The organism is Blautia fusiformis, assembly GCF_020686995.1.
GTDB classification, from domain to species: Bacteria; Bacillota; Clostridia; order Lachnospirales; family Lachnospiraceae; genus Blautia_A; species Blautia_A fusiformis.
Genome location: NZ_JAJEPT010000012.1, coordinates 95,989 through 122,470 on the forward strand (window position 1 = coordinate 95,989; position 26,482 = coordinate 122,470).

Here is a 26,482-nt window from a genome sequence, read left to right on the forward strand (position 1 = left end):
GAAAAAAGCTTCCGGCGACTGTCCGGAAGCTTTTTCGTTTCATAATAATGCACAGAAAATAAACAGGTTGAAAAAAAACCTGTGGATATTTCATGAAATGAAAAAAAACTTGGATATGCACTTGTTTTTTCATGGTAAATAGTTTAAAATGATTACATAAGTGGTAGAAAGTGGTGAATAGTGGTAGCGAATGGGGATGAGTGGCAGAATACACCATTTGCGCCCTGGAAACACGAAGGGGAGAATCGTGTTTCACGAGAGTAGGTGGGTTTCATGTTCATGGGCGAGTATAATCATACGATCGACGCGAAGGGGCGTCTGATCATCCCTTCCAGGTTCAGGGAACTCTTAGGGGAAGAGTTCGTACTGACAAGAGGGTTGGATGGTTGCCTTTCTATTTATCCGATGGATGAATGGGTTGCCTTTGAAGAGAAACTCCGAGCATTACCACTTACAAATAAAGACGCAAGAACCTTTTCACGTTTCTTTGTAGCCGGAGCTACAGCATGTCAGCTGGATAAGCAGGGAAGAATCCTGGTGCCGCAGACGCTGCGCCAGTTTGCTGATCTGGATAAGGATGTGGTGCTTACGGGTAATCTGAACCGGATCGAGGTTTGGAGCAAAGAGAAGTGGAGCGAGAACTGCAATTATGATGATATGGACAGCATTGCGGAAAGCATGCAGAACATAGGAATCGTCATTTGAGCATAACGCAGGTAGAAATCCCACAGGAGACGGATATGGAATTTAAGCATAAATCTGTATTACTCGATGAGACCATTAACGGCTTAAGGGTAAAGCCGGATGGAATCTATGTGGATGGCACTTTAGGAGGAGCGGGACACGCCACAGAGGTGTGTAAGAAACTTTCTGCCAAGGGGAGATTTATTGGCATAGATCAAGACCAGGATGCGATAATTGCTGCGAGTGAACGGCTGTCAGCCTTTAATCAGGTGACAATCATTCGCAGCAATTATTGTTACATGGCAGATGAGCTGAGATCCCGTGGCATTGAGAAGGTGGACGGGATCCTGCTGGATTTAGGAGTGTCATCTTATCAGCTGGATAATGAAGAGAGAGGTTTTTCTTATCGGTACGATTCTCCTCTGGACATGCGAATGGACAGAAGACAGAGCCGTACAGCCGGTGATATTGTCAACGGCTATGAGGAACGTGAACTGTATCGTATTATCCGTGATTACGGCGAAGACAAATTTGCCAAAAATATAGCGAAACACATTGTGGCTGCCAGAGAGCAGGCACCGATCCGGACAACCGGAGAACTGACAGAGATCATACGGGGTGCGATCCCCATGAAAATACAGGCTACAGGAGGACATCCGGCCAAGAGGACTTTTCAGGCAATACGTATTGAGCTCAACCGGGAGCTTGACGTGCTCAGGGATTCCCTGGACGGCATGATCGATCTCCTGGATGACGGAGGAAGGATCTGTATCATTACATTCCATTCTCTGGAAGACAGGATTGTCAAGACCATTTTCCGAAAAAATGAAAATCCCTGTACCTGCCCGCCGGATTTTCCGGTCTGTGTATGCGGAAAGAAATCCAAGGGTAAGGTGATCACAAGGAAACCGATCTTACCGGGAAAAGAGGAAATGGAAGAGAATCCGAGATCCAAAAGTGCGAAGCTTCGTATTTTTGAACGGAAAATGTAGTTGAGAGATGGAAGGTAGGCAAATGGCGAAGACAGGAAGAGGGACTACAGCCAGAAGAAATCGAAATACCGTCAGGAACAGCAGAGAAATGTATGTTCAGGGAAATGCGGTAAAACGGTTGCAGGAAGTTCCTCAGAGGACTGATCTGCCCGAGATACAGGAAAGGCGACGGCTGGCTCAGAAAAGAAAACAGAAATCCGCAGTACCTGTGACACCGGCAAAACAGGTGGTGAGCAGACAGGCACAGCGGAACCGGGAAAAGGCAATGGCCATGAACAAGGGGTTCGTTCTGTTTCTTACGGCAGTTTCCATCGCAGTACTTTTTACCTGTATCAATTATCTTCAGGTAAAATCCGAAATCACGGCGAGTATGAAAAATGTTGCAAATCTGGAATCTGAGCTTGCACAGCTGAAAGAAGATAACGATGCATATTACAGTCAGGTCACTTCTACAGTGGATATCAGCGAGATCAAGAAAAAAGCTATCGGCGAGCTTGGAATGAAATATCCTTCGGAGGATCAGATACAGACCTATACCACTGAAGGAAACAGTTATGTGAGACAGTATCAGGATGTGGACACACACAAGTAGCAGAAGTACAGTTTTTAAGCAGGTGATCGATTGAGTACAAGAAGGCGCAGGCCGGTAAAAAAAATAAATTACAGTATGAAGAAAAAGCTGGCAGTACTATTTTCCTTAGTGTTGCTGGCTTTAGTCGGTTTGGTGGCAAGAATTACCTATATCAATGCCACCAGCGGAAGCAAATATCGAAAGCAGGTGCTGAGTCAGGCTCAGCAGAAATATGAAAATCAGACACTCCCGGCAAAAAGAGGAGATATCTATGACCGAAACGGGAATATCCTGGCAACCAGCAACAAGGTCTATAATGTGATCCTTGACTGTCTGGAGGTCAATAAGGATCAGGATTCCGTGGAGCCTACCATCAAGGCGCTTGTAGAAGTTCTGGGACTTGATGAAGATGAGATGCGGAAGCTTCTCACCGACAGCGGTACAAAGGAAAGTCAGTATCAGATCGTAAAGAAACAGATCTCCATGGACGACAAAAAAGCCTTCGAAAAATACGAAGATCCGGGAGACGACAGTGAACTGACTGCCACGCAGCTGAAAGAACGTTCCAGGATCACAGGTGTATGGTTTGAAGAAGATTATCTCAGATCTTATCCGTTTAATGAGACTGCCTGTGATACCATTGGATTTACACTTTCCAGAGATGTGGCGGATGCCGGACTGGAAGGATATTACAATGCGACACTTACCGGCGTGGATGGAAGACAATACGGATACATCAACAACAATTCCGACGTAGAACAGACGATTATCGAACCGACGGATGGCAAAAGCATTGAGACTTCGCTGGATCTGGGACTTCAGCAGATCGTGGAAAAATACGTAAATACCTTTGAAGAAAAGATGGGAGCCAAAAATGTAGGCGTGATCATCGAGGATCCGAAAACAGGAGAGATCCTGGCAATGGATGGCGGTGACCGTTATGATCTGAATAACCCGAGAGATCTTTCAAACGTGTATTCCCAGAGTGAGATCGATGCCATGAACGATGAGGAGACCGTAGATGCGCTGAACGGAATGTGGAGTAATTTCTGCGTGACAGATGCCTACGAGCCGGGATCGGTTGTAAAGCCTATCGTTATGGGCTCCGCACTTGAAATGGGAGCGATTTCCGAGAGCGATAATTTTGTCTGTGACGGCGGACAGTCTTTTGGAGCGGAAGGTGCGACTACTTTCATCAAATGTGCGGTATGGCCGGATGCTCACGGGACAGAAGCTCTTTCCGATGTCATTGCCAATTCCTGCAACGATGGTATGATGCAGATCGCAGCAAAGATGGGAAAAGATAATTTCCTTAAGACACAAAGCGTTTTCAATTTCGGAACAAGAACCGGTATCGATCTTCCCAATGAGGGAAGCGGTGTGATCCATACCAGCGATACCATGGGAGAAACGGAGCTTGCATGCTCTGCTTTTGGACAGGGATATACACTGACCATGATCCAGGAGATCAATGCAATGTGTTCTGTGATCAATGGAGGATACTACTATCAGCCTCATTTGGTGACGAAGATCAAGGACAGCAGTGGCGGAATCGTAAAAACGATCTCTCCGACACTGATGAAGCAGACGATTTCCGAGAAGATATCTGCAGACATCCGTTCCTACATGGCAGCCAGTGTAGACCATGGTACCAGCCGTACCTCCAAGGTGCAGGGCTACAGCTCAGGTGGTAAAACCGGTACTGCCGAGAAGCTTCCGCGAGGCAATGGCAAGTATCTGGTATCTTTTATCGGATTTGCACCGGTAGATGATCCGGCACTTGTGATCTATGTAGTTGTGGATGAGCCGAAGGTAGATGATCAGGCAAGCAGTACGTACGCACAGTACATTGCACAGGGAATCCTTTCCGAAGCACTTCCGTATCTGAATGTACAGCCGGATGAGGCAGAGGATGGAGAAGTTCCGACTACAGAACTGTGGGAACTTTTTAAGGGAATCAGCGATTCTGCAACAGGAACCGGCGCAGACGGGCAGAAGGAGGCAATTTCCGATGAGAATGTACCAAGTCCGCCGGAAGATGAGTCGGAGGACAGTGACACCGAAGATAATAACGATATGCAGAGCGAAGGTCTCACCAACGAGGAGGCCGGTCTGGAATAGATAAAAAGAATACCCTCTCAGGGGAACGTCATATATTACAGTGACTACCTCTGAGAGGGATTTTTTTATGATCCGGACCATGGTTTATCACAGGAAAAAAATATGGGTGGTTTTTCTGATCTGCATAATGCTTCTTCTGGGACTTGTGGGAAGACTCTGGTATCTTATGAACGTCCGGGCAGAATATTATTCAAAAAAGGCTGAGAATCTTCATGAGAGAGAACGTGACATAAAAGCAGCCAGGGGAAAGATCCTGGACATCAGGGGAAATATTCTGGCAGATAACCGGACAGTCTGCACCGTATCGGTGATACACAGCCAGATCAAAGATTCGGAAAAAGTGATCCGGGTACTTTCCGGAGTATTGTCTGTGAAAGAAGAGGAAATCCGGAAAAAAGTTGAAAAAGTTTCTTCTATTGAAAGAATACAGACAAATGTGGAAAAAAGCATTGGAGACAGGATCCGGGAATATGACCTTGAAGGAGTGAAGGTAGATGAGGATTATCGGAGATATTATCCTTATGGATCTCTCGCTTCAAAAGTACTGGGATTTACCGGAGGCGATAATCAGGGAATCATTGGTCTTGAAGTAAAATACGATGAGATCCTGAAAGGAGAGCCCGGGAAGATCCTCACAGTTACGGATGCACGTGGTGTGGAGATCGACGGAACCGGAGAACGGAGGAAGGAACCGGTGTCAGGAAATACTCTGCGTACCAGTCTGGATGTTAATATCCAGGAATATGTGCAGCAGGCAGCCGGTAAAGTCATGGAAGAAAAACAGGCGGAGAGAGTATCCATACTACTTATGAACCCTCAGAACGGAGAAATCTATGCCTGTGTCAATGTGCCCGAATTTGATCTGAACGATCCGTTTACTCTGAATACAGAAGAAACAGCAGCAGAGGGAGAAAAAAAGCAGGATCTTCTGAACCGGATGTGGAGAAATCCCTGCCTGAATGATACCTATGAACCTGGTTCGACTTTTAAGATCATCACTATGGCAGCGGGACTGGAAGAAGGTGTTGTGTCAACAGAGGATCGTTTTTTCTGTCCGGGCTATAAGGTGGTGGAGGACCGGCGGATCCACTGTGCAAAGAGAACCGGACATGGTGCGCAGAGTTTTGTAGAAGGTGCCCAGAACTCCTGCAACCCGGTATTTATTGAGGTGGGTCTGCGGCTTGGGACAGACCGTTATTACAAATATTTTAAACAGTTCGGACTTTTAAAAAAAACAGGAATAGATCTTCCGGGAGAGGCCGGAACGATCATGCATAACCCCAAAAATATGGGAGAGGTGGAGCTTGCCACGGTATCCTTTGGCCAGTCGTTTCAGATCACACCGATCCAGCTTGCAACAACCGTCAGTGGGATCATCAATGGCGGAAACCGGATCACACCTCATTTTGGGATCAGCGTGGAAAGTGCGGACGGAACAAAGGTGCGGACACTGGAATATCCGGTGGAAAGCGGGATTGTGTCCGGTGAGACTTCCCGGACAGTACGTACGATCCTGGAAACTGTAGTTTCAGAAGGCTCCGGAAAAAATGCCGGGATCCAGGGGGTTTCCATTGGGGGAAAAACAGCTACCTCTCAGACACTGCCCAGAGGCTCCGGCAGATATATTTCTTCATTCCTGGGGTTTGCCCCGGCAGAGGACCCGAAGGTCCTGGCTCTTTGTATCATCTATGCACCCCAGGGTATGTATTATGGTGGGATCATTGCCGCACCGGTGGTACGCAGTATTTTTGAAAATGTACTTCCCTATCTTGGAATCGAGAGGACAGTTACGGAAACTCCATCCGGGGAAAACCGGGCAGATGGGGTTGATTAATGAGGATAAAAGCCTTATACTGTTGAAGAAGTATAAAAAAACGAAAGAATTAGAGGTGTGAGGATGGAGTTTCATGTTGTGATCCCTGTGCTGATCTCATTTGCGATCAGCCTTGTATTAGGACCGATTGTTATCCCTTTTTTAAGAAGACTTAAAATGGGACAGACAGAGAGAGAGCTGGGTGTGCAGTCTCACCTGAAAAAGAATGGCACCCCTACTATGGGTGGAGTGATCTTTCTCATTGCAACAACTGTAACATCACTGTTTTATATCAGAGATTATCCGATGATCATCCCGGTACTTTTCCTGACACTGGGATTTGGACTGATCGGATTTCTGGATGATTATCTGAAGGTAGTCCTGAAGCGTTCTGACGGACTTCTGCCATGGCAGAAAATGGCACTGCAGATCGTTGTGACAGCTGTATTTGCTTTTTATCTTGTAAATTATTCCAACGTATCCCTGACTATGAAGATCCCGTTCTGGAGCGGACATTATCTGAACCTGGGATGGTTTGCGGTTCCGGTACTGTTCTTTGCGGTGATCGGTACAGTAAACGGAGTCAATTTTACGGATGGACTTGACGGACTGGCTTCCAGTGTTACCCTGATCGTGGCAGTATTCTTTACGGTGGTTTCCCTTGGAATGAAAAGTGGTGTGGAACCGATCACCTGTGCAGTTGTGGGCAGTCTTATGGGATTCCTTCTGTTTAATGTATATCCTGCCAAGGTATTTATGGGAGACACCGGTTCTCTGGCATTGGGGGGCTTTGTGGCTGGTGTGGCTTATGCCATGCAGATGCCGCTGTTTATCATCCTGGTCGGACTGATCTACCTTGTGGAGGTATTGTCTGTTATGCTCCAGGTATCCTATTTCAAGGCAACACACGGAAAAAGAATTTTCAAGATGGCGCCTATCCACCATCATTTTGAGCTTTGTGGGTGGTCCGAGACACGGGTTGTTGCAGTGTTCTCTGTTGTAACTGCTATTATGTGCCTGATCGCTCTCCTGGCATTATAAGGAGGAACAGAAAAATGGATTTAAAAGGAAAAAAGGTTCTCGTTTTCGGAGCCGGAAAAAGCGGCATCGGAGCAGCTGATCTGCTTGGAAGTGCAGGAGCACAGCCGGTGATCTATGACGGAAACGCAGATCTTGATAAAGAGGTAGTTTTACATAAAACAAACGGAAAATACACTCCGGAGATCTGGGCCGGAGATTTTCCGGAGAGAGCGCTGGACAGTCTTGATCTCGTAGTGCTAAGCCCGGGAGTTCCCACAGACCTTCCGCTGGTAAAGAGCTTCTATGAAAAGGGCCTTCCGGTATGGAGCGAGGTGGAGCTTGCCTACCGTACAGGCAAGGGAGAGGTTCTTGCGATCACAGGAACCAACGGTAAGACAACAACTACAGCACTCCTCGGAAAGATCATGGGAGATGCCCGTGAATCTGTATTTGTTGTAGGAAATATCGGAACTGCATATACATCCAAATCATTGGAGATGAGGGAGGATTCCGTAACTGTTGCGGAGATCAGCAGCTTCCAGCTGGAGACCATTGACCAGTTCCGCCCGAAGGTAAGTGCGATCCTCAACATCACAGAGGACCATCTGAACCGTCATCATACCATGGAGGAATACATCCGTGTAAAAGAATTGATCACCAAAAATCAGGGACCGGAAGATGTATGTGTTCTGAATTACGAGGATGAAGTCCTTCGTAAATTCGGTGAAAATATCGTTCCGAAGGTGGTATATTTCTCAAGTCTTCGCAAACTGGATAGGGGAATCTATCTGGACGGAGACCAGATCATTCTCAAAACAGAAAAAGAAGAGATCCCGATCGTAAAAACCGGAGAGCTTAAGATCCTGGGACGTCATAATCACGAGAATGTAATGGCAGCAGCAGCCATGGCATATTATGCGGGAGTTTCTGTGGAGAGTATCCGCAGGAGTGTCTGTGAGTTTGTGGCAGTTCCACACAGGATCGAGTATGTGACAGAGAAAAACGGTGTTGCATATTACAACGATTCCAAGGGAACCAACCCGGATGCGGCCATCAAGGGGATTCAGGCAATGAACCGTCCGACTCTTCTGATCGGCGGCGGCTATGACAAGGAATCCAGCTATGATGAGTGGATAGAATCCTTCGACGGAAAAGTCCGTTATCTTGTTCTCATCGGTCAGACGAAAGAGAAGATCAAAGCAGCAGCAGAACGTCTTGGATTTACAGATATCATCCTCTGCGAGGATCTGAAGGAAGCTGTCCGGGTCTGTGCGGAAAAAGCTAATCCCGGAGATGCAGTTCTGCTTTCACCGGCATGTGCGAGCTGGGGACAGTTTGATAATTATGAGCAGCGCGGTGACATGTTCAAGGAATATGTGAAAGCACTGTAATAATCCGAAAAATACATACATAAGCTGAAATAAAGACCACTGTGGAGGCCATGCATGAAGGCAGGACAGAAACAGACCGGAAAGACAGATACCGTTCTCTGGGTACTGGTTCTGATTCTGGTGGTATTGGGACTCGGGGCGCTTTTTTCGGCAAGTGAATATAATGGCAGAGTACGTTTCCACGACTCTGCCTATTATTTTAAAAAGCAGCTCTTTGCCACGGCACTGGGGCTGCTTGTTATGTATCTGGCATCACGGATAGATTACCGGCTGGCTGTAAAGCTGGCGCCGGCTGCCTATATTTTATCACTTTTTCTGTCTGCTGCAGTCCTGCTTTTCGGACAGGAGATCAATGGGTCGAAGAGGTGGCTGAACCTGGGGCCGCTTTCCTTTCAGCCGTCGGAGTTTTCCAAGGTGGCAGTGATATTGTTTCTGGTGTGGCAGATCAGCAATACAAAAAGCAAAACAACCGGATTCTGGTTTATCTGCAGGACTATGATGACTTTGCTTCCGGTAGCAGGTCTGGTGGGCTCCAATAACTTGAGCACAGCGGTGATCATTCTGGGGATCGGTGTGCTGCTGATCTTTGTGGCCAATCCCAGGTATCTGCAGTTTCTCGCGCTTGGAGGTGCAGGGACAGGATTTATTGCAGTTTTTCTTGCTGCGGAGAGTTATCGTCTGGAACGCCTGGCAATCTGGCGGGATCCGGAAAAATATGAAAAAGGATTTCAGACCATACAGGGCCTGTATGCAATCGGAAGCGGAGGGATCTTTGGCAAGGGGTTCGGGAACAGTCTGCAGAAGCTGGGATTTGTCCCGGAAGCCCAGAATGATATGATATTTTCTATTGTGTGTGAGGAAACGGGGATACTGGGAGCCTTTCTGACACTTTTTCTATTTGGTATTCTGATCTGGAGGCTTTGTATTCTGGCATTAAACTGCCGGGATCTGCAGGGAACGCTGCTGTGTGCCGGGATCATGGCACATATGGCGATCCAGGTAGTCCTGAATGTTGCAGTAGTAACGAATACGATTCCCAACACCGGGATCACTCTGCCCTTTGTAAGCTATGGCGGAACTTCTGTTGTTTTTCTTCTGGGGGAAATGGGGCTGGCCTTAAGTGTCAGCAGTCACAGACATGGAAGGATCACATAGAATAACAAGTAAGAGGCCCTTTTAGGAGTGGAATACTTGAATGAGATCGATGAGATCATCGTGACCGGAGGCAGGCCGTTGCATGGAAGCGTCCGGATCCAGGGGTCAAAAAATGCGGCACTTCCGGTTATGGCAGCAGCACTCTTAAGCACCGGGACCAGTGTACTGCGGGGATGCCCGAGAATCAGTGATGTATATTTGATGGAAAAGATCCTGAAATATCTGGGGGCAGAAACCTGGTGGGAAGGTCAAGATCTTTATTTGGACTGCAGCCATGCGGACGGCACCATGATACCGGAGTGTTATTCCGGAAAAATGCGTTCTTCCGTGATCTTAATGGGAGCAATGCTGGGGCGGAGCAAAAAGGCACAGACAGGATATCCCGGAGGCTGTGTGATCGGGAAGCGGCCGGTGGATCTTCATGTCCAGGTTTTACGCCGCCTTGGGGCAGCTGTGGTGGAAAACGGCGGGATGATCCGGGCATCCTGTGGAAAACTCCGAGGTGCAGAGATGTTTTTTCAAAAAAGAAGTGTAGGCGCTACAGAACAGGGCATTCTGGCAGCGGTTCTTGCAGAGGGGAAAACAGTTCTTAACGGCTGTGCCTGCGAACCGGAAATTTATTGGCTTTGCCATTATCTTACCGGAATGGGGGCAAAGATCCGGATTCGTGAAAAAGGCTGTATCTGTATTGAAGGGGTGGAGAAGCTTGAAGCTGGCGATGACTGCATTCCACCGGACCGTATTGTCGCCGGAACCTATCTCATGGCAGCGGCGGCAACAAGAGGAGAGATCATCTTGGAAAATCCGCCTCTGGAGGAAATGGGTGGAATCCTGGATGTATATCGGAAAATGGGTGGACAATGCCGCAGGGTAGGTGGTAAACTAATAGTCAACGGAAAAAATACAGGTTTTCCCCTGGAGCTTCTGGAAACAGAAGTTTATCCGGGATTTCCTACAGACCTGCAGTCTCCTGCGATGGCGGTACTGGCCACGATCCCGGGAGTGAGCAGGATCCGCGAGAAGATTTTTGAAGACAGATATAAAACAGCTTCATGGCTCTGTAAAATGGGAGCACAGATCCAGATCCGGGATGGAGTTGCTGTGATATACGGAGGGCAGCCCCTGACCGGTTGTACTGTGGAAGCAGAGGAGCTTCGCGGTGGTGCGGCACTTGTGATCGCAGCACTTGCCGCGCAGGGGATTACCAGGATCCGGGGCTGTTGTTTCATAGAAAGAGGCTATGAACATATCTGTGAGGATCTGACCGCACTGGGCGGTCTGCTGATAAAGGACAGAGGAACTTTATGAAAACATCAAAAAAAAAGTCACTGAAAGCAGTTGGCGTACTTCTTGTCCTGCTGCTGGCAGGAATTATTTTCTTTTTTACGTATTATCAGGTAGATGAAGTGCAGGTGATGGGCAGCAGCCATTATTCTGAAAAACAGATCAGGAAGATGGTACTCAGGGGACCGCTGGCATCCAATTCTGTTTTTGCACCGCTTCTTTATACTAAGCAGAACACAAAAGATGTTCCTTTTGTAGAAGGCTATACCGTAACAAGGCTGAACCGGCACACCATCTGTGTCAGTGTGAAGGAGAAGGATATCGTTGGTTGTATCCCTTATCTGGACAGTTACATTTATTTTGACAGAAACGGTATTTTTGTGGAAGGGTCCACGGAACGTGACGAAAAAATCCCGTTTTTTGACGGGATCAAAGTCAAAAAAGTGATCCAGAACGAGAAACTCCCCATCAAGGATGAAACAGTGATGAACACGGCAGTTGCTCTTTCTACTATTTTTGCAAAAAATGATAAGGTTCCGGATCACATTGAATTTGAAGATGACGGACAGATCAGTCTTGTTTACGGGGATATCACGGTTAAACTTGGAAAGGATGAATATCTGGAAGACAAAATGACCAGAGTTCTGGCCATCCTTCCGATGATTTCCGGAAAAAAAGGAATTCTCCATGCAGAAAATGTAAATGATAATTCCAAGAACATTACCCTGGAGCAGGAACAGGATGAGAGCCAGACTTCCGCAGAAAACTGGACCGGTGGCTATGATGAGGAGGGAAATTATACCGGAGAAGGCGAATATGACGAAAATGGTAACTATGTAGGACCGAAACCGCAGACGGATCTGGAGTATGCGCAGGAAAACTGGGTGGGTGGTTATGATGAAGAGGGAGATTACACAGGCAGTGGTGAGTACGATGCCAACATGACCTATGTAGGCGAAGCCCCCACAGAAGAAACCATGGCAGAAAAAGGAAACTGGAAGGGTGGTTACCGGGAAGATGGCGGCTATGACGGAGTCAGTGAATATGACCGTGATGGCAATTACGTAGGCACTCTGGAGGATTATCGGGCCTCGGCAGAAAGCTCCGGAGACGGAACAGACTCCGAAGATCCAGATGCTCAGAGTACGGATACCGAAGATCCGGAAAATGAAGAAGATTCTTCAGACAGCAGCCTGGACAGCATCGGGAAAGAGGCTGATTACAGCAGTGATCTGGGAGACGGGTCTGAGGATTATGATGAAAATACGTACAGCGATTACAGTGATGAGTACGATTATGAGTAAAGATAAAAAAAGCTTTCTTAATGTATAGTACCGGTATTTGGGCATTTTGCCAGAGATTGTTTTGTAAATGTTTCGGTTAATAGAAACAGTGCCGAAATTTAGTGAAAAAAGTATAAAAAAACAAAATTAATGGTTGATTAATTGCCGAAAAAAATATATGATATAACTATGTGTATATGTAGCTTGGAATAGATTATTACACTGAATCGGATATCAGGTAGAAATAAAGGAGGAAGTACATTGTTAGAGATAATGACGAATGAGGCTGAGTCTTCTGCGAAAATTATTGTAATTGGAGTAGGTGGCGCAGGTAATAATGCGGTAAACAGAATGGTGGAAGAGGCCATTGGCGGAGTTGAGTTTGTAGGTGTTAATACCGATAAACAGGCTCTGACACTGTGTAAAGCTCCGACTGTACTTCAGATTGGTGAGAAAATTACGAAAGGTCTCGGCGCCGGCGCACAGCCGGAGGTTGGACAGAAGGCAGCTGAGGAGAGCATTGAGGAAGTTAAGAAGATCATCGAGGGAGCGGACATGGTTTTCGTTACCTGTGGTATGGGAGGCGGAACCGGAACCGGAGCTGCTCCTGTGATCGCCGGTGCGGCAAAAGAGATGGGTATCCTGACTGTCGGTGTTGTTACCAAGCCTTTCCGTTTTGAAGCAAAGACCCGTATGAACAATGCACTTGCGGGAATCGAGAATCTGAAGAAAGCAGTTGACACTTTGATTGTCATCCCCAATGACAAGTTACTTGAGATCGTTGACAGAAGAACAACCATGCCGGAAGCACTGCGTAAGGCTGATGAAGTTCTTCAGCAGGCAGTACAGGGTATCACAGACCTGATCAATCTGCCGGCTCTGATCAACCTTGACTTTGCAGATGTGCAGACAGTCATGACAGACAAGGGAATCGCTCACATCGGTATCGGTGAGGCAAGAGGCGATGACAAGGCTATGGAGGCTGTACAGCAGGCGGTATCTTCTCCGCTTCTTGAGACAACCATCAAGGGCGCTACTCATGTGATCATCAACATTTCCGGAGATATTTCTCTTATGGATGCCAACGATGCTGCAAGCTATGTACAGGAGCTTACAGGTGAGGAGGCAAACATCATCTTTGGTGCGATGTATGATGATTCTGTTGCAGATTATGCAAGAATTACAGTTATTGCTACAGGTCTTACAGACAATAACCTTCAGAATACACCATTTGGAAACAGAGCGTCCAATTCTGTATTTGGAAACACCAAAAAAACAAGCCAGTCACAGCCAGGTGGTATGAACCTTAACATGCCAAGCTTCAGCCTGCCGACTATGAATTCCACACAGTTTGGAACAAAGGCTCCTACAAGCACTGTTCAGAAAAAGGACATCCAGATCCCGGATTTTCTTAAGAACAGATAATAAATGAACATGATAAGATCCGGCAGAGGTTCCATCTGGAACGTTGCCGGATCTTTTTGACTCTTCGATCAAAAGAAACAGGAATGACTGCTCTGTATGGAAACAGGAGTTCCGTTCAGGATATCAGCATTCGCAGTGAAAAGTATCACATTTTGTATCACAGCAGCGATGAGCATTGGCACCGGATACATTGATGGAAGCTGCGGTGCATTTGCAGTGCTCATTGTAGGTACAGTTGTGTGCTTTGCAGTCGATGTTAACGGTCTCACACCCATAGCAGGGATCTGCGGCATTTTTTACAGAACCTTCTTCCTGAGCACGGAAGCTTTCACAGGCGGTATCATCTGCATAACGTGCATCTGCTCCTTCAACATTGATGGCTCCCCGGGAACAGAGAGAATTTTTGTTATAGTAGCAGTTGTGTGCGGAACATTTAAGATTTGTCATAAAAGTGTCCTCCTGATAATTATGATTTTACCGGAAACCGTCAGCCTGCCGGAATGCGCACCCTGTCTGATCGTCAGCACTGCGATAAAGCCTGACATATTCCGATGTTGCATAGTATGTCCGAAAGAAGAAAAAATCATACTCAAAAAAAATACATAATAATATAAAAAAACAGTTGACAAATAGCAGACACCATGGTATCCTCTTAAAGTACGTAGCGAAAAGAAAGCAGAGTTCACTCTCACCTCAGCGCTGAAGATAAGCGACTCAGGTCAATATTGCACAGTACTGCGAACGGATCAACCATCAGTGCGCAGGTGTAATTGTTTGAAGTGTGGACATCTGTCTGCGCTTTTTTTGTGCGGCTTTAGCTACATTAATGAGAAAAAAATAATTCTATCATGTTCATGGAGGTGTACAACAATTAGCGGTTTAATGATTAACGAACAGATCAGAGACAGAGAGGTACGCTTGATTGGTCCGGACGGAGCTCAGCTTGGAATCGTGTCCGCCAGAGAAGCGATGGCGAAAGCGCAGGAGGCAGGACTTGACCTTGTAAAGATTGCCCCACAGGCGAAACCGCCGGTATGCAAGATCATCGATTACGGTAAATACCGTTACGAGCTTGCAAGAAAAGAAAAAGAGGCCAGAAAAAAGCAGAAAACCATCGATGTCAAAGAAGTGCGTCTTTCCCCGAACATTGATACGAATGATTTGAAGACGAAGGTAAATGCAGCAAGAAAGTTCCTTAGCAAGGGTGACAGAGTTAAGGTTACACTTCGTTTCCGCGGAAGAGAGATGGCACACATGGCCAGCAGTAAGCATGTGCTTGACGACTTCGCAGATCTTCTGTCCGATATAGCGACTGTAGAGAAGGCTCCGAAGATAGAAGGCAGAAGCATGACTATGTTTCTGACTGAGAAACGGTAGATATCTCAGTCTTCACGGCAACAGCCGGGCAGAACGGGATGCTATATAAAATTTAGAAGTACCAAATCAAGGAGGAATTCATAATGCCAAAAATTAAAACTTGCAGAGCAGCAGCAAAGCGCTTTAAAAAAACAGGTACAGGAAAATTAGTAAGAAATAAAGCCTACAAGAGCCATATCCTTACAAAGAAATCTCAGAAGAGAAAGAGAAATCTGAGAAAATCTACTGTTGTTGATTCTACTAACGTAAAGAGCATGAAGAAAGCATTACCATATTTATAAGATAGAGAAGACGAACAGGAGGAGAATTAAGAAATGGCAAGAATTAAAGGCGGATTAAACGCAAAGAAAAGACATAACCGTACATTAAAACTGGCAAAAGGCTACAGAGGAGCCCGTTCCAAACAGTATAGAGTAGCTAAACAGTCTGTAATGAGAGCTCTTACAAGCTCCTATGCAGGAAGAAAGCAGAAGAAACGTCAGTTCAGACAGCTCTGGATCGCTCGTATCAACGCAGCAGCAAGAATGAACGGACTTTCCTACAGCAAAATGATGCACGGCCTTAAGGTTGCAAACATCGACATCAACAGAAAGATGCTTGCAGAGATGGCTGTTAACGATGCAGCAGGCTTCACAGCTCTTGCTGAGATCGCTAAGAAAGCAATCGCATAAGTAAAGTATTAAGAGACGAAGGAGTCCAGGGAATTTTTCCCTGGATTTTTTTGTAAAAAAATTCAGACAATTTGCCGAAAAACGACACAAGCTGTACAGCGGACAAGTGTCCGCGTTGTGCAATCAGACGAAAAACAGCAGATAACTAAATTTGCCCTTGAAATAAAAAATATGCGATGCTATAATTTTACCATTAAACATTAGTAACGCGACAAAGCGCAGGAGGAGAGATTATTATGAAGAATTGGAAGAAAGTAATCGGCGTTGCATCAGCAGCAGCGATGACAGCAGCTATGATGATGCCTGCATCCGTTTTTGCGGCAGAGGATGAGACATTTAAGATCGGTGTGATCGGACCGATGACAGGTGATTACGCACAGTACGGTACCAACGTATACAACGCAGCCAAGATCGCAGCTGATGAGATCAACGAGAACGGTGGATTCAACGGATATAAAGTAGAGATTCTTGACGCAGGTGATGACCAGGGAGATCCGGAGAAGGCTGTTAACGCATACAATGACCTGATCGATAAAGGAATGCAGATGCTCTGTGGAACTGTAACATCCGGTTCCTGTATCGCAGTAGGAGCTGAGGCAGCTGAGGATACATTCCTCTTCACACCATCTGCAACAGCACTTGACTGTATCACAGCAGGAACAAACGAGTTCCGTATGTGCTTCACAGACCCGGCACAGGGAACCAAATCTGCTCAGTACATTTCCGAGCACAAACTTGCAACGAAAGTAGCAGTACTTTATGATTCCGCTGCTGACTACAACTCCGGTGTACATGACGCATTCGTTGCAGCAGCTGCTGATGACGGACTTGAAGTAGTTGCAGATGAGGCTTACACAACAGACAGCAACACAGACTATTCTGTACAGCTTGCAAAGATCAAGAAGAGCGGCGCTGAGCTTCTTTTCCTTCCGAACTACTATTCCGACAATGCGCTGATCCTTCAGCAGGCATCTGAGGCAGGCCTTGACATTAAATTCTTTGGTGTAGATGGCATGGATGGTATCCTCAATGTAGAGAACTTCGATAAATCCCTTGCAGAGGGTGTTATGCTTCTGACACCATTCTCCGCAACAGCTACAGATGAGAAGAGCCAGAACTTCGTAAAAGCATACGGCGATGCTCACAACGGTGAGATCCCGAACCAGTTTGCGGCAGATACATATGATGTACTTTACGCAATGCAGCTTGCAGCTGACGATGCAAAGATCACACCAGATATGGAAAATGCAGACATCAGTGCAGCAATGAGCGCATCCATGGCAAACATCGAGCTTGACGGACTTACCGGAAAAGCAAAATGGACCGAGGATGGCGAGTGTGATAAAGAGCCGAAAGCATTCGAGATCAAAGACGGTGCTTATGTAGAGATGAAATAAGGAATTTCTGTTAACGTTAGGGGTCAGGGGACGGTCACCTTTAGTGGGAACCGTCCCCTTTTTCCCTTATCAATAAACAATTAAAAGAGGTGCGTTATGAGTTTTATATCTTATTTAAAAGACGGCATCAGTCTTGGCAGTATCTATGCGATCATCGCACTTGGATATACCATGGTTTATGGTATTGCCAAGATGCTGAACTTCGCACACGGAGATGTTATCATGGTGGGAGCTTATATCATCCTTACCTGTATCACAAGAGGCGGCATGTCACCGATCCTTGCTGTGATCCTTTCCGTTGTGATCTGTACACTGCTTGGTGTTGTCATTGAGAAGGTAGCTTACAGTCCACTTAGAAAAGCTTCCTCAAACCTGGCCGTTCTTATCACGGCTATCGGTGTCAGTTATCTGCTTCAGAACCTGGCACTTCTGATCTTCGGCGCAGATGCCAAGAGTTTCGTAGCTGTTATCAAAGTTCCGTCCATCACACTGTTTGACGGTGAGCTTACCATCAAGGGAATCACCATCGTAACCATCCTTGCATGTATCATTATCATGGTGGGACTTTCCCTCTTTGTAAAAAAGACAAAACCTGGCCGTGCCATGCAGGCGGTTTCCGAGGACAGAGATGCGGCACAGCTGATGGGAGTTAACGTCAATGCGACAATTTCCCTCACATTTGCCATTGGTTCCGGACTTGCAGCGATCGCAGGCCTTCTGCTCTGTCAGACTTATCCGACACTGACTCCGTACACAGGAGCCATGCCTGGTATCAAAGCTTTCGTAGCTGCTGTATTCGGTGGAATCGGTTCGATTCCGGGAGCTATGGTCGGCGGCATCCTTCTGGGAATCATCGAGATCTTCGGAAAAGCTTATATTTCTTCCCAGGTTGCAGATGCGATCGTATTTGCAGTCCTGATCGTCGTGCTTCTTGTAAAACCTACCGGACTGTTCGGCAAGAACATCCAGGAGAAAGTGTAAGGTGGCCGATATGAAGAATATGAAAAACAAAACAACAAAAAATAACATGATCAACTATGGAATTGTCATTGTGCTTTTTGTGATTGTACAGGCACTTTCCTCAACTGGAAATCTTTCCAGACTTCTTATGGGACTTCTTGTTCCCCTTTGTGTTTATACCATTGCATCAGTTTCCCTGAACCTGGTAGTCGGTTTTTCCGGTGAGCTGAGCCTTGGACATGCGGGCTTCATGTGCGTGGGAGCTTTTTCCAGTGCCCTGTTTTCACAGGTTGTTGCAGACTCCATTCCGCAGGTTCCTCGCTTTATCCTTGCAATCCTTGTAGGTGCGGCAGTTGCAGCACTGTTCGGTGTGATCATCGGTATTCCGGTACTTCGTCTCCGCGGTGACTACCTGGCTATTGTTACACTGGCTTTTGGTGAGATCATCAAGAACCTGATCAATGTACTTTACATTGGCGTGGATGACAAAGGACTTCACGTTGCAACAAGTGCAGCCGGTCTTCATCTGGAAGCCGGCGGAAAGCAGATTCTCAAAGGTGCCCTTGGTATTTCGGGAACAGCAACTCTTTATAAAGATATCAAGAATTACTTTTTCCTGATCGGCGTGATCCTGCTTCTTCTCACATTGTTTATTGTACAGAACCTTGTAAACTCCAGAAGCGGACGTGCTATTATGTCAACCAGGGACAACCGTATTGCAGCGGAGTCTGTAGGAATCAATATCACCAGATATAAGCTGCTGGCATTTACCATTTCTGCAGCCCTTGCAGGAGTTGCAGGTGTGCTGTATGCACATAACCTTTCTCTTCTTAAGGTTTCTGTATTCGATTACAATATGTCCATTCTGGTACTTGTGTATGTAGTACTTGGAGGAATCGGAAATATCAGAGGATCTATCATTGCAACAATTATCCTCTATGCACTGCCTGAGCTTCTCCGTGGATTCGCAAACTACCGTATGCTGATCTATGCTATCGTACTGATCATCATGATGCTCTTTAACTGGGCACCTGCAGCAAGAGACTGGAGAGCACGTATGGTAGAGAAATTCAAAGGCAAAAAAGAGAAAAAGGAGGTGGCCTGATCATGGCAATGCTGGAAGTAAATAATCTGTCTATCCAGTTCGGCGGTCTTCGTGCTGTTGACGGCTTTAATATGACCATTGAGAAGGGACAGCTCTATGGACTGATCGGACCTAACGGTGCCGGTAAGACAACAGTATTCAATCTTCTCACAGGCGTGTACAAGCCTACAGAGGGAATCATTAAACTGGATGGCCAGGATATCACAGGAAAAAGCACCATTGAGATCAACAAGGCCGGAATCGCAAGAACCTTTCAGAATATCCGTCTTTTCAAGGATATGCCGGTTCTTGACAATGTAAAAGTAGGACTTCACAATCACCATCCATACTCCACACTGACCGGAATCTTAAGGCTGCCGAAGTATTACAAGGTAGAAAAAGAGATGAACGAACGTGCCATGGAGATACTGAGGGTGTTTGATCTGGATAAGGAAGCAGACACTCTGGCAGGTAACCTGCCTTATGGTAAACAGCGTAAGCTGGAGATCGCCAGAGCTCTTGCCACAGAGCCGAAGCTTCTTCTCCTGGATGAGCCGGCGGCTGGTATGAACCCGAATGAGACACAGGAGCTGATGGATACTATCCGTTTTGTGCGGGAGCATTTTGATATGACTGTTCTTCTGATCGAGCACGACATGAAACTGGTGGGCGGTATCTGTGAGGAACTTACAGTTCTGAACTTCGGTCAGGTACTGATCCAGGGTGAGACATCTGCAGTGCTGAAAGACCCGACGGTTATCACTGCATATCTGGGAGAATAAGGAGGAACGAGACAATGGCAATGTTGGAAGTAAAGGACCTCCAGGTCTATTATGGTGTGATCCAGGCTCTGAAGGGAATTTCTTTTCATGTAAATCAGGGAGAGGTTATTGCGCTGATCGGTGCCAATGGCGCCGGAAAGACAACCACACTTCAGACACTTACCGGAATTCTTTCTCCGAAGTCCGGAAGCATTGTGTTTGAGGGAAAAGACCTCACAAGAACACCGGCGCATAAGATCGTAGAGATGGGTATGGCGCATGTTCCGGAGGGAAGACGTGTATTTGCGGATATGTCCGTTTATGAGAATCTGCTCCTTGGAGCCTATACAAGAAAGGACAAGGCAGAGATCGCAGAGAGTCTTGCAAGTGTATACAAGAGATTTCCGCGTCTGGAAGAACGTAAAGGACAGCGTGCCGGAACACTTTCCGGTGGTGAGCAGCAGATGCTTGCCATGGGACGTGCACTGATGAGCAGACCAAGGATCATTTTGATGGATGAGCCGTCCATGGGTCTGTCGCCGATTTTTGTAAATGAGATTTTTGACATTATCCGCGAGGTAAGTGAGAGCGGAACTACAGTGCTTCTGGTTGAGCAGAATGCGAAGAAGGCTCTTTCCATTGCGGACAGAGCGTACGTTCTGGAAACAGGAAGCATTACTATGGATGGAAAGGCAGAGGATCTTCTGAATGACGAGGCCGTTCAGAAGGCATATCTTGGAGAGTAGGGGGAAAGACATGGATAATTTCGTAATTACCATTGCAAGACAGTATGGAAGCGGTGGACGTACCATCGGAGAGGAGCTTGCAAAGAAATTAGGGATTTCTTACTATGACAAGGATATCATCCGCATGGCATCTGAGGAGAGCGGCATTCATGAGCAGCTTTTTGGAAGGGCAGATGAAAATGTCAGCACAAAGCAGAGATTTTTTGCAAAGTCCGGAATCTACAAGGGTGAGCTGATCCCGCCTCAGAGCAAGGATTTTACATCCGATGAGAACCTGTTTAATTATCAGGCAAAGGTGATCCGGCAGCTGGCAGAAACAGAGTCCTGTGTGATCATCGGACGTTGTGCAAATATGATCCTGAAGGATTATTCCAATGTTCTTCGTGTGTTTGTTTACGGAGACTGGGATTTCCGTATCCGTGAGGCAAGCAAGAAGCTCAGCGGAACCACAAAGGACATTGAGAAATTCATGCATAAAGATGACAAACGCAAAGAAGATTTCTGCAAACGTTTCATGGGTGTTGACTGGGCAGACATGACGAAATATAATCTGTGCCTGGATAACGGTACCCTTGGTTATGAGAAATGCGTGGAGGAGATCGAGAGTGCACTTGAGATCCTGAAAAAATAAGACATATATCAGAGAATATTCCCCGGGAAAGAAAAGCCAAAAGTCTTTTCCCGGGGATTTTTTCATATATTGTGGAAAAGTATATTTGATCCGGCGGGAAATATGGATAAGCGAAAAAAATATTTCTGTGTAGTGGCAATGGTATTGATCCTGCTCAGCGGATATGGAAAAATCTCAGACAGTGCATTTCGGATGCGGGTGACCAGAATGATCGCCGGTGAGGGGATGTTCCGGCTGGTGGCGGCGCAGTACGGACAAAAAGCAGCAGAACCGGTGGCTGAGACAGCCTCTGACAGAAGCGAAAAAGAGGATCGTCCACGTGTGGCTCTTACCTTTGATGATGGACCGCATGCAACATATACACCTCTGCTTTTGGATGGCCTGCGGAAGCGTGGGATCCATGCCACATTTTTTCTTATGGGAAAAAATATCCGAGGAAATGAGGAGATCGTAACGCAGATGCAGAGAGACGGTCATCTCATCGGTAATCACACGTATGATCACGTGCAGCTTGATAAGCTTCCCGGTGATCAGGCATGTCAGCAGATCATAAAGACGAATAATGAGATCTACGAGATCACTGGAGAATATCCCATGTATCTTCGCCCGCCCTACGGTGCCTGGCCGAAGGATCTGGAGCTCTGTGTGACCATGCTGCCGGTATTCTGGGATGTGGATACCCTGGACTGGAAATCAAAAAATGTCCGTTCTGTGGAAAATATCGTAAAAAGACAAGTGAAGGATGGCTCCATTATCCTGATGCATGACAGCTTTTCTACCTCCGTGGAAGCGGCCCTGGAGATCGCGGATATGCTTACGGAAGAAGGATATGACCTGGTAACTGCAGATCAGCTGCTGGTGATGTAACTGTGATTTGCCGAAAAGGCAGAAACGATTGCTTTTTTATGTGCAAACAGGTAAAATTATAAAAATAAGGAATCTGTCCGTATGCCGGAAACAAATGAAACGATCGTTGCCGGATACAAATCTATGAAAAGAATACGGATCGTGAATATCCGCTTTTTACAGAAAATACAGGAGTGAAAGCCATGGATTTATTTGAATACGCAAAGTCAAAAACGCTGGATCAGGAGTCACCTCTTGCATCCAGGCTGCGTCCGCGAACGCTGGATGAGGTGGTGGGACAGCAGCACATCGTAGGAAAAGATAAATTGCTGTATCGTGCCATAAAGGCGGATAAGCTGACATCTGTTATCTTTTACGGCCCTCCGGGAACCGGAAAGACCACCCTGGCAAAAGTCATCGCCAATACCACAAGCGCCAGCTTTACCCAGATCAATGCAACCGTAGCAGGGAAGAAAGATATGGAAGCAGTTGTAAAGCAGGCACAGGACGATCTCGGCATGTATGGGAAAAAGACCATTCTGTTCATCGATGAGATCCATCGTTTCAACAAAGGCCAGCAGGATTACCTTCTTCCCTTTGTGGAGGACGGAACCATCATTCTTATCGGGGCCACAACAGAGAATCCATATTTTGAGGTAAACGGAGCGCTTCTTTCAAGATCGATCATCTTTGAATTGAAGTCCCTGGAGATACCGGAGATAAAGGAACTGATCTTGCGTGCGGTTAACGATCCGGAACGTGGAATGGGAAACTATGGGGCGGTGATCGAGGAGGATGCTCTGGAGTTTCTGGCAGATATGGCAGGAGGAGACGCCAGAAGCGCCTTAAACGCCATAGAACTGGGAATCCTCACCACACCCCGTGATACAGACGGTAAGATCCATCTGACCCTTGAGGTGGCTTCTGAGTGTATCCAGAAGCGGGTGGTGCGCTACGATAAGAACGGGGACAATCATTATGATATCATTTCTGCCTTTATCAAGAGCATGCGAGGCTCCGACCCGGATGCGGCAGTCTATTATCTGGCAAAAATGCTCTATGCAGGAGAAGATGTGAAATTTATCGCAAGAAGGATCATGATCCTTGCTTCCGAAGATATCGGAAACGCAGATCCCCAGGCCCTCTGCGTGGCAACGGCAGCAGCACAGGCAGTGGAACGTGTGGGAATGCCGGAGTCCCAGATCATTCTTTCCCAGGCAGTTACCTATATGGCCTGTGCACCCAAGAGCAATTCTGCAGTAAATGCCATACAGGAAGCCATGCGCTGCGTGAAGGCGAAGAAGACAACCGTTCCGGTGCATCTGCAGGATGCCCATTATGGTGGCCACGAAAGTCTGGGTCATGGTATCGGATATAAATATGCCCATGATTATCCGAACCACTATGTAAAACAGCAGTATCTGCCATCAGAAATCGAAGGAGAACATTTTTACGAGCTCAGTGATATGGGATATGAAAAGAAACTGAAAGAGCATATGAAGAAGATCCACGAAGAAGCGAAATAAATGAATATAAGTAAAACGGAGGAGCCTCTCAGAGAAGCTCCTCCATTATTTTGTCATAAACATTCTGGTATTTATAAGGCCAGCTTTCACATACAGACTGTGCAGCAGCAAGATTTGGCACATTGATGCTGAGATCAACGATGCTGACGCCGCTTTCGATGATCCGCAGACGTACCGAGTAGCTGCCCTCTTTGGTGGGATAGTAATCTGCAGGAGTCAGGAGATGTTCTTCAATCTTGCAGTGGAGGGAATTGAGATATTCTTCCACTTCTTTCTTGATGTCAGAGGAAAGTTCTTTGGAAAAATATTTCAGAGTGTTTTTTCCCTCGGAGGTCAGTCGATAGTAACTGCGGTTGGACTGTGAAGACATTTCCACCAGATCTGCCTCCACAAGTTCGGAAACTGCCTGCTGGAGCTGAAAATAATTGGTGTATTTCCGGTCCAGGATAAAATCGGTGATCTGGGAATTTGTGAGATCCCCATCGGAATTCTGCAGCATATATAAAATAATAAGCTTATAGGTTGTAAAAGGTGATGCCATAAGAATCCTCCTTTTTACTGGCTGCGGGAAAGGGCTTCGAGAGCTTTTCCCTGAAAACTTGCTCTTTCTTTCATCCGGTGATGAAGAAGGTTTAAAACTTCTCGTTTGCGGCTGGCCCATAAAGGTGCGATCAGCAGATCCTTCGGTCCGTCGCCGGTGACCCGGTGGATCACGATATCCGGTCTGAGATGTTCCAGACAGTCAATGACAAGGTTCAGATACTCGTCCCGTTCATAAGTGCGGAAAAGACCGGCTTCATGATCAGCGGCAAGATCTGTACCACGCAGTACATGAAGAAGCTGCAGCTTGATCCCCTGGATATCCATGGCGTTCAGATAAGCCATTGTTTCCAGGATATCCTTCCGGCTTTCGCCGGGAAGCCCCAGGATGGTGTGGACGATTACTTCGATGCCGCCTGCGCGGAGATTTTTCACTGCAGTATCAAAACAGGACAGTGGATAGCCGCGCCGTATATATCTGGCGGTATCTTCATGGATAGTCTGGAGTCCCAGCTCCACCCACACCGGTTTGATCTGATTCAGGGAATAAAGAAGATCCAGTACATCATCTCCCAGACAGTCCGGTCTGGTACCAATGGACAGTGCCACGATATCCGGATGGGAGATGGCTTCTGTGAAGATCTTACGCAGGTGTTCCACAGGAGCGTATGTGTTTGTATATGCCTGAAAATAGGCGATATATTTATGGATTGGGCGTTTGGAAGAGAGACTTTTGATCTGTGTGTTGATCTGCTCTGTAATGGAAAGAGCGGCGTTTGCTGCAAAATCTCCGCTTCCGCCCTGGCTGCAGAAGATGCAGCCTTTTTTGCCCAGGGTGCCGTCACGGTTGGGACAGGACATGCCGCCGTTTAATGCAACCCGGTAGACCTTTTCGCCGTACCGTTCCCGGAGCATATAGTCCAGAGAGTGATAAGGCTTGTCGTTCCAGCGCTTCATTATGCCTCTTTCGGTTCGTTTTTCTCTTCGCCGTTTTCTTCGTTTTCATCTTTCGGTATATAGTTATCGAAGATCTTTACAAAGATCTTTGATTTCCAGTACGCCAGCGTGGAAAATCCCATCAGAATAAAAAGCATGATCAGGATGGATGTAAACCGTGCGTAGCTCACATAAGCAAAAAGCCACATCAGTAGGAGTGGGGACGCAGAGATCACAAGCATCAAAAGTGTCAGCGGAAGATGGCGGACGGACATCAGGAATGCATTTACAAAGGTATTCTTGACGGAATTAAAAAATTTGGAAAGGATCGGATAAATGTACAGAAGGATCATCGCATAGATCAGTGCAAATGCAATGAACAGACTGAAAAGTCCTTTGTACATAGCTCCGCTTCCGACTCTGGCGATCCGAAGATCGATAAACAGAACAGCAGCGGTGAGGAGCATGATGATATTGATGATGGTCGCCTGTTTGAAGTTCTGTTTGAAGGAGTGGAAAAAGCTGCGGGCAATATAGGATTCCTCGTCTCTTGCCATCTTTAGTGTGACATAGTAGAGAGCTGTTATGGAGGCGCCTGCGGTGACAACCGGAATGCAGCAGAGGATGCACAGAAAATTCAGAAGAAGCAGGTCTGCTACGCGTCCCATGAACACGAAGAATTTGTTGTCCATGTTGAAAAAACGATTCATTTGATAAGTCTCCTTTTCTTTTGGATATTACTTTAAGTATACCCAATCACAGCAGAAAAAGCAAATCCCAAATGTTTTCCGGGGCAGTGGAAATGGGAAAATCATGTGTCCGCCATAGAAAGACAAAAAAGAGAAATAGTTTATTAAATTTTCCTAAAAGGCTTGCTTATCACGATTTAGAGTGTTAAAATATCAGTATTGTATTAGACGAAATTCATGTATTTTAAAGGAGCGTAACAATGAGCAAAAAAATCAGGACGGAGGCTGTGGATCATCTTTTTGAAGCGATCCTGTGCCTGAAGGACAAGGAAGAGTGTTATACATTTTTTGAGGATGTGTGCACCATCAATGAGCTGCTTTCTTTATCTCAGCGCTTCGAGGTAGCCAAGATGCTTACTGATAAGCGTACATACCTTGATATTTCCGAGAAAACAGGAGCTTCCACAGCTACGATCAGCCGTGTGAACCGTTCCCTGAACTATGGAAATGATGGTTATGAGATGGTATTTGCACGTATGAAGAAGGATAACGGGGAGCAGGGCGGCGAAGCAGAATAAG

At 46.5% G+C, this 26,482-nt stretch carries 27 protein-coding genes; 23 read left to right on the plus strand and 4 right to left on the minus strand.

Going from position 1 to position 26,482, the window contains the following annotated elements; translation table 11 throughout:
- Positions 1 to 273: 273 nt before the first annotated feature.
- The 11 genes from mraZ to ftsZ all read left to right on the plus strand — a co-directional run bounded on the left by mraZ (position 274) and on the right by ftsZ (position 13,739).
- The gene (mraZ, locus tag LKD46_RS11315) at positions 274 to 705 is read left to right on the plus strand and encodes a division/cell wall cluster transcriptional repressor MraZ (protein WP_227574158.1); all 432 of its coding nucleotides are present in this window, start codon (positions 274 to 276) and stop codon (positions 703 to 705) included.
- 35 nt (positions 706 to 740) lie between these two features.
- Positions 741 to 1,676 carry a 16S rRNA (cytosine(1402)-N(4))-methyltransferase RsmH gene (gene rsmH / locus LKD46_RS11320; protein WP_118368800.1) on the plus strand — a complete coding sequence of 312 codons (936 nt, stop codon included), beginning with the start codon at positions 741 to 743 and terminating at the stop codon, positions 1,674 to 1,676.
- A 22-nt stretch (positions 1,677 to 1,698) separates the two neighbouring features.
- Complete coding sequence (locus LKD46_RS11325) at positions 1,699 to 2,268, plus strand: hypothetical protein (protein WP_118623426.1); 570 nt, start codon at positions 1,699 to 1,701, stop codon at positions 2,266 to 2,268.
- 30 nt (positions 2,269 to 2,298) lie between these two features.
- Positions 2,299 to 4,368, plus strand: coding sequence for a peptidoglycan D,D-transpeptidase FtsI family protein (locus tag LKD46_RS11330; protein WP_227574159.1), 2,070 nt, complete (start codon positions 2,299 to 2,301; stop codon positions 4,366 to 4,368).
- A 67-nt stretch (positions 4,369 to 4,435) separates the two neighbouring features.
- Positions 4,436 to 6,202 (plus strand): peptidoglycan D,D-transpeptidase FtsI family protein, encoded by a 1,767-nt coding sequence (locus tag LKD46_RS11335; RefSeq protein WP_227574160.1) that lies wholly within the window; start codon positions 4,436 to 4,438, stop codon positions 6,200 to 6,202.
- A 63-nt stretch (positions 6,203 to 6,265) separates the two neighbouring features.
- Positions 6,266 to 7,222, plus strand: a complete 957-nt coding sequence (gene mraY / locus LKD46_RS11340; RefSeq protein WP_118368798.1) for a phospho-N-acetylmuramoyl-pentapeptide-transferase — start codon at positions 6,266 to 6,268, stop codon at positions 7,220 to 7,222.
- A 14-nt stretch (positions 7,223 to 7,236) separates the two neighbouring features.
- Complete coding sequence (gene murD / locus LKD46_RS11345; RefSeq protein ID WP_118368797.1) at positions 7,237 to 8,592, plus strand: UDP-N-acetylmuramoyl-L-alanine--D-glutamate ligase; 1,356 nt, start codon at positions 7,237 to 7,239, stop codon at positions 8,590 to 8,592.
- A 54-nt stretch (positions 8,593 to 8,646) separates the two neighbouring features.
- Positions 8,647 to 9,747, plus strand: coding sequence for an FtsW/RodA/SpoVE family cell cycle protein (locus LKD46_RS11350; protein WP_118512554.1), 1,101 nt, complete (start codon positions 8,647 to 8,649; stop codon positions 9,745 to 9,747).
- Positions 9,748 to 9,774: 27 nt separating this feature from the next.
- Positions 9,775 to 11,055 (plus strand): UDP-N-acetylglucosamine 1-carboxyvinyltransferase, encoded by a 1,281-nt coding sequence (murA, locus tag LKD46_RS11355; RefSeq protein WP_227574161.1) that lies wholly within the window; start codon positions 9,775 to 9,777, stop codon positions 11,053 to 11,055.
- The gene (locus LKD46_RS11360) at positions 11,052 to 12,335 is read left to right on the plus strand and encodes a cell division protein FtsQ/DivIB (RefSeq protein ID WP_227574162.1); all 1,284 of its coding nucleotides are present in this window, start codon (positions 11,052 to 11,054) and stop codon (positions 12,333 to 12,335) included. Before murA ends, LKD46_RS11360 begins: the two co-directional genes overlap by 4 nt.
- Before the next feature lie 252 nt (positions 12,336 to 12,587).
- Positions 12,588 to 13,739, plus strand: a complete 1,152-nt coding sequence (gene ftsZ, locus LKD46_RS11365; protein ID WP_118368794.1) for a cell division protein FtsZ — start codon at positions 12,588 to 12,590, stop codon at positions 13,737 to 13,739.
- Positions 13,740 to 13,862: 123 nt separating this feature from the next.
- Here ftsZ and LKD46_RS11370 read toward each other — a convergent pair whose 3' ends face one another.
- A complete protein-coding gene (locus LKD46_RS11370) occupies positions 13,863 to 14,186 on the minus strand; it encodes a DUF1540 domain-containing protein (protein WP_118512551.1) in 324 nt (107 codons plus the stop codon).
- A 435-nt stretch (positions 14,187 to 14,621) separates the two neighbouring features.
- On the opposite strand from LKD46_RS11370, the gene infC reads away from it, so the two are divergent.
- The 11 genes from infC to LKD46_RS11425 all read left to right on the plus strand — a co-directional run bounded on the left by infC (position 14,622) and on the right by LKD46_RS11425 (position 23,738).
- Positions 14,622 to 15,116, plus strand: coding sequence for a translation initiation factor IF-3 (infC, locus tag LKD46_RS11375; RefSeq protein WP_118368792.1), 495 nt, complete (start codon positions 14,622 to 14,624; stop codon positions 15,114 to 15,116).
- An 83-nt stretch (positions 15,117 to 15,199) separates the two neighbouring features.
- Positions 15,200 to 15,397, plus strand: coding sequence for a 50S ribosomal protein L35 (gene rpmI, locus LKD46_RS11380; protein WP_019162770.1), 198 nt, complete (start codon positions 15,200 to 15,202; stop codon positions 15,395 to 15,397).
- Between the two features lie 33 nt (positions 15,398 to 15,430).
- Positions 15,431 to 15,787 carry a 50S ribosomal protein L20 gene (rplT, locus tag LKD46_RS11385; RefSeq protein WP_015526090.1) on the plus strand — a complete coding sequence of 119 codons (357 nt, stop codon included), beginning with the start codon at positions 15,431 to 15,433 and terminating at the stop codon, positions 15,785 to 15,787.
- A 236-nt stretch (positions 15,788 to 16,023) separates the two neighbouring features.
- Positions 16,024 to 17,184, plus strand: a complete 1,161-nt coding sequence (locus tag LKD46_RS11390) for an ABC transporter substrate-binding protein (protein WP_021651647.1) — start codon at positions 16,024 to 16,026, stop codon at positions 17,182 to 17,184.
- Between the two features lie 96 nt (positions 17,185 to 17,280).
- Entirely contained in the window at positions 17,281 to 18,165 is an 885-nt protein-coding gene (locus tag LKD46_RS11395) for a branched-chain amino acid ABC transporter permease (protein WP_015526088.1), read from the plus strand.
- 10 nt (positions 18,166 to 18,175) lie between these two features.
- Entirely contained in the window at positions 18,176 to 19,249 is a 1,074-nt protein-coding gene (locus LKD46_RS11400) for a branched-chain amino acid ABC transporter permease (RefSeq protein ID WP_021651649.1), read from the plus strand.
- Between the two features lie 2 nt (positions 19,250 to 19,251).
- Entirely contained in the window at positions 19,252 to 20,010 is a 759-nt protein-coding gene (locus tag LKD46_RS11405) for an ABC transporter ATP-binding protein (RefSeq protein WP_021651650.1), read from the plus strand.
- 14 nt (positions 20,011 to 20,024) lie between these two features.
- Positions 20,025 to 20,735 (plus strand): ABC transporter ATP-binding protein, encoded by a 711-nt coding sequence (locus tag LKD46_RS11410; protein WP_092071187.1) that lies wholly within the window; start codon positions 20,025 to 20,027, stop codon positions 20,733 to 20,735.
- A gap of 10 nt (positions 20,736 to 20,745) precedes the next feature.
- Positions 20,746 to 21,366, plus strand: a complete 621-nt coding sequence (locus tag LKD46_RS11415) for a cytidylate kinase-like family protein (RefSeq protein WP_110102931.1) — start codon at positions 20,746 to 20,748, stop codon at positions 21,364 to 21,366.
- Positions 21,367 to 21,468: 102 nt separating this feature from the next.
- Positions 21,469 to 22,233, plus strand: coding sequence for a polysaccharide deacetylase family protein (locus tag LKD46_RS11420; protein ID WP_110102976.1), 765 nt, complete (start codon positions 21,469 to 21,471; stop codon positions 22,231 to 22,233).
- A gap of 182 nt (positions 22,234 to 22,415) precedes the next feature.
- Positions 22,416 to 23,738 carry a replication-associated recombination protein A gene (locus LKD46_RS11425; protein ID WP_110102930.1) on the plus strand — a complete coding sequence of 441 codons (1,323 nt, stop codon included), beginning with the start codon at positions 22,416 to 22,418 and terminating at the stop codon, positions 23,736 to 23,738.
- A 28-nt stretch (positions 23,739 to 23,766) separates the two neighbouring features.
- Here LKD46_RS11425 and LKD46_RS11430 read toward each other — a convergent pair whose 3' ends face one another.
- The 3 genes from LKD46_RS11430 to LKD46_RS11440 are packed head-to-tail and all read right to left on the minus strand — an operon-like array spanning position 23,767 to position 25,924.
- Positions 23,767 to 24,279: a DUF4364 family protein gene (locus LKD46_RS11430; RefSeq protein WP_059086750.1), complete on the minus strand. Its 513-nt coding sequence runs from the start codon at positions 24,277 to 24,279 to the stop codon at positions 23,767 to 23,769.
- A 14-nt stretch (positions 24,280 to 24,293) separates the two neighbouring features.
- A complete protein-coding gene (locus LKD46_RS11435) occupies positions 24,294 to 25,235 on the minus strand; it encodes a tRNA modification radical SAM protein MnmL/YtqA (RefSeq protein WP_015526081.1) in 942 nt (313 codons plus the stop codon).
- On the minus strand, positions 25,235 to 25,924 hold the full coding sequence (locus LKD46_RS11440; RefSeq protein WP_110102929.1) for a YesL family protein: 690 nt from the start codon (positions 25,922 to 25,924) through the stop codon (positions 25,235 to 25,237). Before LKD46_RS11440 ends, LKD46_RS11435 begins: the two co-directional genes overlap by 1 nt.
- 239 nt (positions 25,925 to 26,163) lie before the next feature.
- Here LKD46_RS11440 and LKD46_RS11445 point away from each other — a divergent pair, with 239 nt between their 5' ends.
- On the plus strand, positions 26,164 to 26,481 hold the full coding sequence (locus LKD46_RS11445; RefSeq protein WP_015526079.1) for a YerC/YecD family TrpR-related protein: 318 nt from the start codon (positions 26,164 to 26,166) through the stop codon (positions 26,479 to 26,481).
- Position 26,482: the final 1 nt, after the last annotated feature.

What these genes read in the sequence shown, in the direction of transcription:
- mraZ (WP_227574158.1), top strand. Translation starts at nt 274, where the DNA reads ATGTTCATGGGCGAGTATAATCATACGATCGACGCGAAGGGGCGTCTG.
- rsmH (WP_118368800.1), top strand. Translation starts at nt 741, where the DNA reads ATGGAATTTAAGCATAAATCTGTATTACTCGATGAGACCATTAACGGC.
- LKD46_RS11325 (WP_118623426.1), top strand. Translation starts at nt 1,699, where the DNA reads ATGGCGAAGACAGGAAGAGGGACTACAGCCAGAAGAAATCGAAATACC.
- LKD46_RS11335 (WP_227574160.1), top strand. Translation starts at nt 4,436, where the DNA reads ATGATCCGGACCATGGTTTATCACAGGAAAAAAATATGGGTGGTTTTT.
- mraY (WP_118368798.1), top strand. Translation starts at nt 6,266, where the DNA reads ATGGAGTTTCATGTTGTGATCCCTGTGCTGATCTCATTTGCGATCAGC.
- murD (WP_118368797.1), top strand. Translation starts at nt 7,237, where the DNA reads ATGGATTTAAAAGGAAAAAAGGTTCTCGTTTTCGGAGCCGGAAAAAGC.
- LKD46_RS11350 (WP_118512554.1), top strand. Translation starts at nt 8,647, where the DNA reads ATGAAGGCAGGACAGAAACAGACCGGAAAGACAGATACCGTTCTCTGG.
- LKD46_RS11360 (WP_227574162.1), top strand. Translation starts at nt 11,052, where the DNA reads ATGAAAACATCAAAAAAAAAGTCACTGAAAGCAGTTGGCGTACTTCTT.
- ftsZ (WP_118368794.1), top strand. Translation starts at nt 12,588, where the DNA reads ATGACGAATGAGGCTGAGTCTTCTGCGAAAATTATTGTAATTGGAGTA.
- LKD46_RS11370 (WP_118512551.1), bottom strand. Translation starts at nt 14,186, where the DNA reads ATGACAAATCTTAAATGTTCCGCACACAACTGCTACTATAACAAAAAT.
- infC (WP_118368792.1), top strand. Translation starts at nt 14,622, where the DNA reads ATGATTAACGAACAGATCAGAGACAGAGAGGTACGCTTGATTGGTCCG.
- rpmI (WP_019162770.1), top strand. Translation starts at nt 15,200, where the DNA reads ATGCCAAAAATTAAAACTTGCAGAGCAGCAGCAAAGCGCTTTAAAAAA.
- rplT (WP_015526090.1), top strand. Translation starts at nt 15,431, where the DNA reads ATGGCAAGAATTAAAGGCGGATTAAACGCAAAGAAAAGACATAACCGT.
- LKD46_RS11390 (WP_021651647.1), top strand. Translation starts at nt 16,024, where the DNA reads ATGAAGAATTGGAAGAAAGTAATCGGCGTTGCATCAGCAGCAGCGATG.
- LKD46_RS11395 (WP_015526088.1), top strand. Translation starts at nt 17,281, where the DNA reads ATGAGTTTTATATCTTATTTAAAAGACGGCATCAGTCTTGGCAGTATC.
- LKD46_RS11400 (WP_021651649.1), top strand. Translation starts at nt 18,176, where the DNA reads ATGAAGAATATGAAAAACAAAACAACAAAAAATAACATGATCAACTAT.
- LKD46_RS11405 (WP_021651650.1), top strand. Translation starts at nt 19,252, where the DNA reads ATGGCAATGCTGGAAGTAAATAATCTGTCTATCCAGTTCGGCGGTCTT.
- LKD46_RS11410 (WP_092071187.1), top strand. Translation starts at nt 20,025, where the DNA reads ATGGCAATGTTGGAAGTAAAGGACCTCCAGGTCTATTATGGTGTGATC.
- LKD46_RS11415 (WP_110102931.1), top strand. Translation starts at nt 20,746, where the DNA reads ATGGATAATTTCGTAATTACCATTGCAAGACAGTATGGAAGCGGTGGA.
- LKD46_RS11420 (WP_110102976.1), top strand. Translation starts at nt 21,469, where the DNA reads ATGGATAAGCGAAAAAAATATTTCTGTGTAGTGGCAATGGTATTGATC.
- LKD46_RS11425 (WP_110102930.1), top strand. Translation starts at nt 22,416, where the DNA reads ATGGATTTATTTGAATACGCAAAGTCAAAAACGCTGGATCAGGAGTCA.
- LKD46_RS11430 (WP_059086750.1), bottom strand. Translation starts at nt 24,279, where the DNA reads ATGGCATCACCTTTTACAACCTATAAGCTTATTATTTTATATATGCTG.
- LKD46_RS11435 (WP_015526081.1), bottom strand. Translation starts at nt 25,235, where the DNA reads ATGAAGCGCTGGAACGACAAGCCTTATCACTCTCTGGACTATATGCTC.
- LKD46_RS11440 (WP_110102929.1), bottom strand. Translation starts at nt 25,924, where the DNA reads ATGAATCGTTTTTTCAACATGGACAACAAATTCTTCGTGTTCATGGGA.
- LKD46_RS11445 (WP_015526079.1), top strand. Translation starts at nt 26,164, where the DNA reads ATGAGCAAAAAAATCAGGACGGAGGCTGTGGATCATCTTTTTGAAGCG.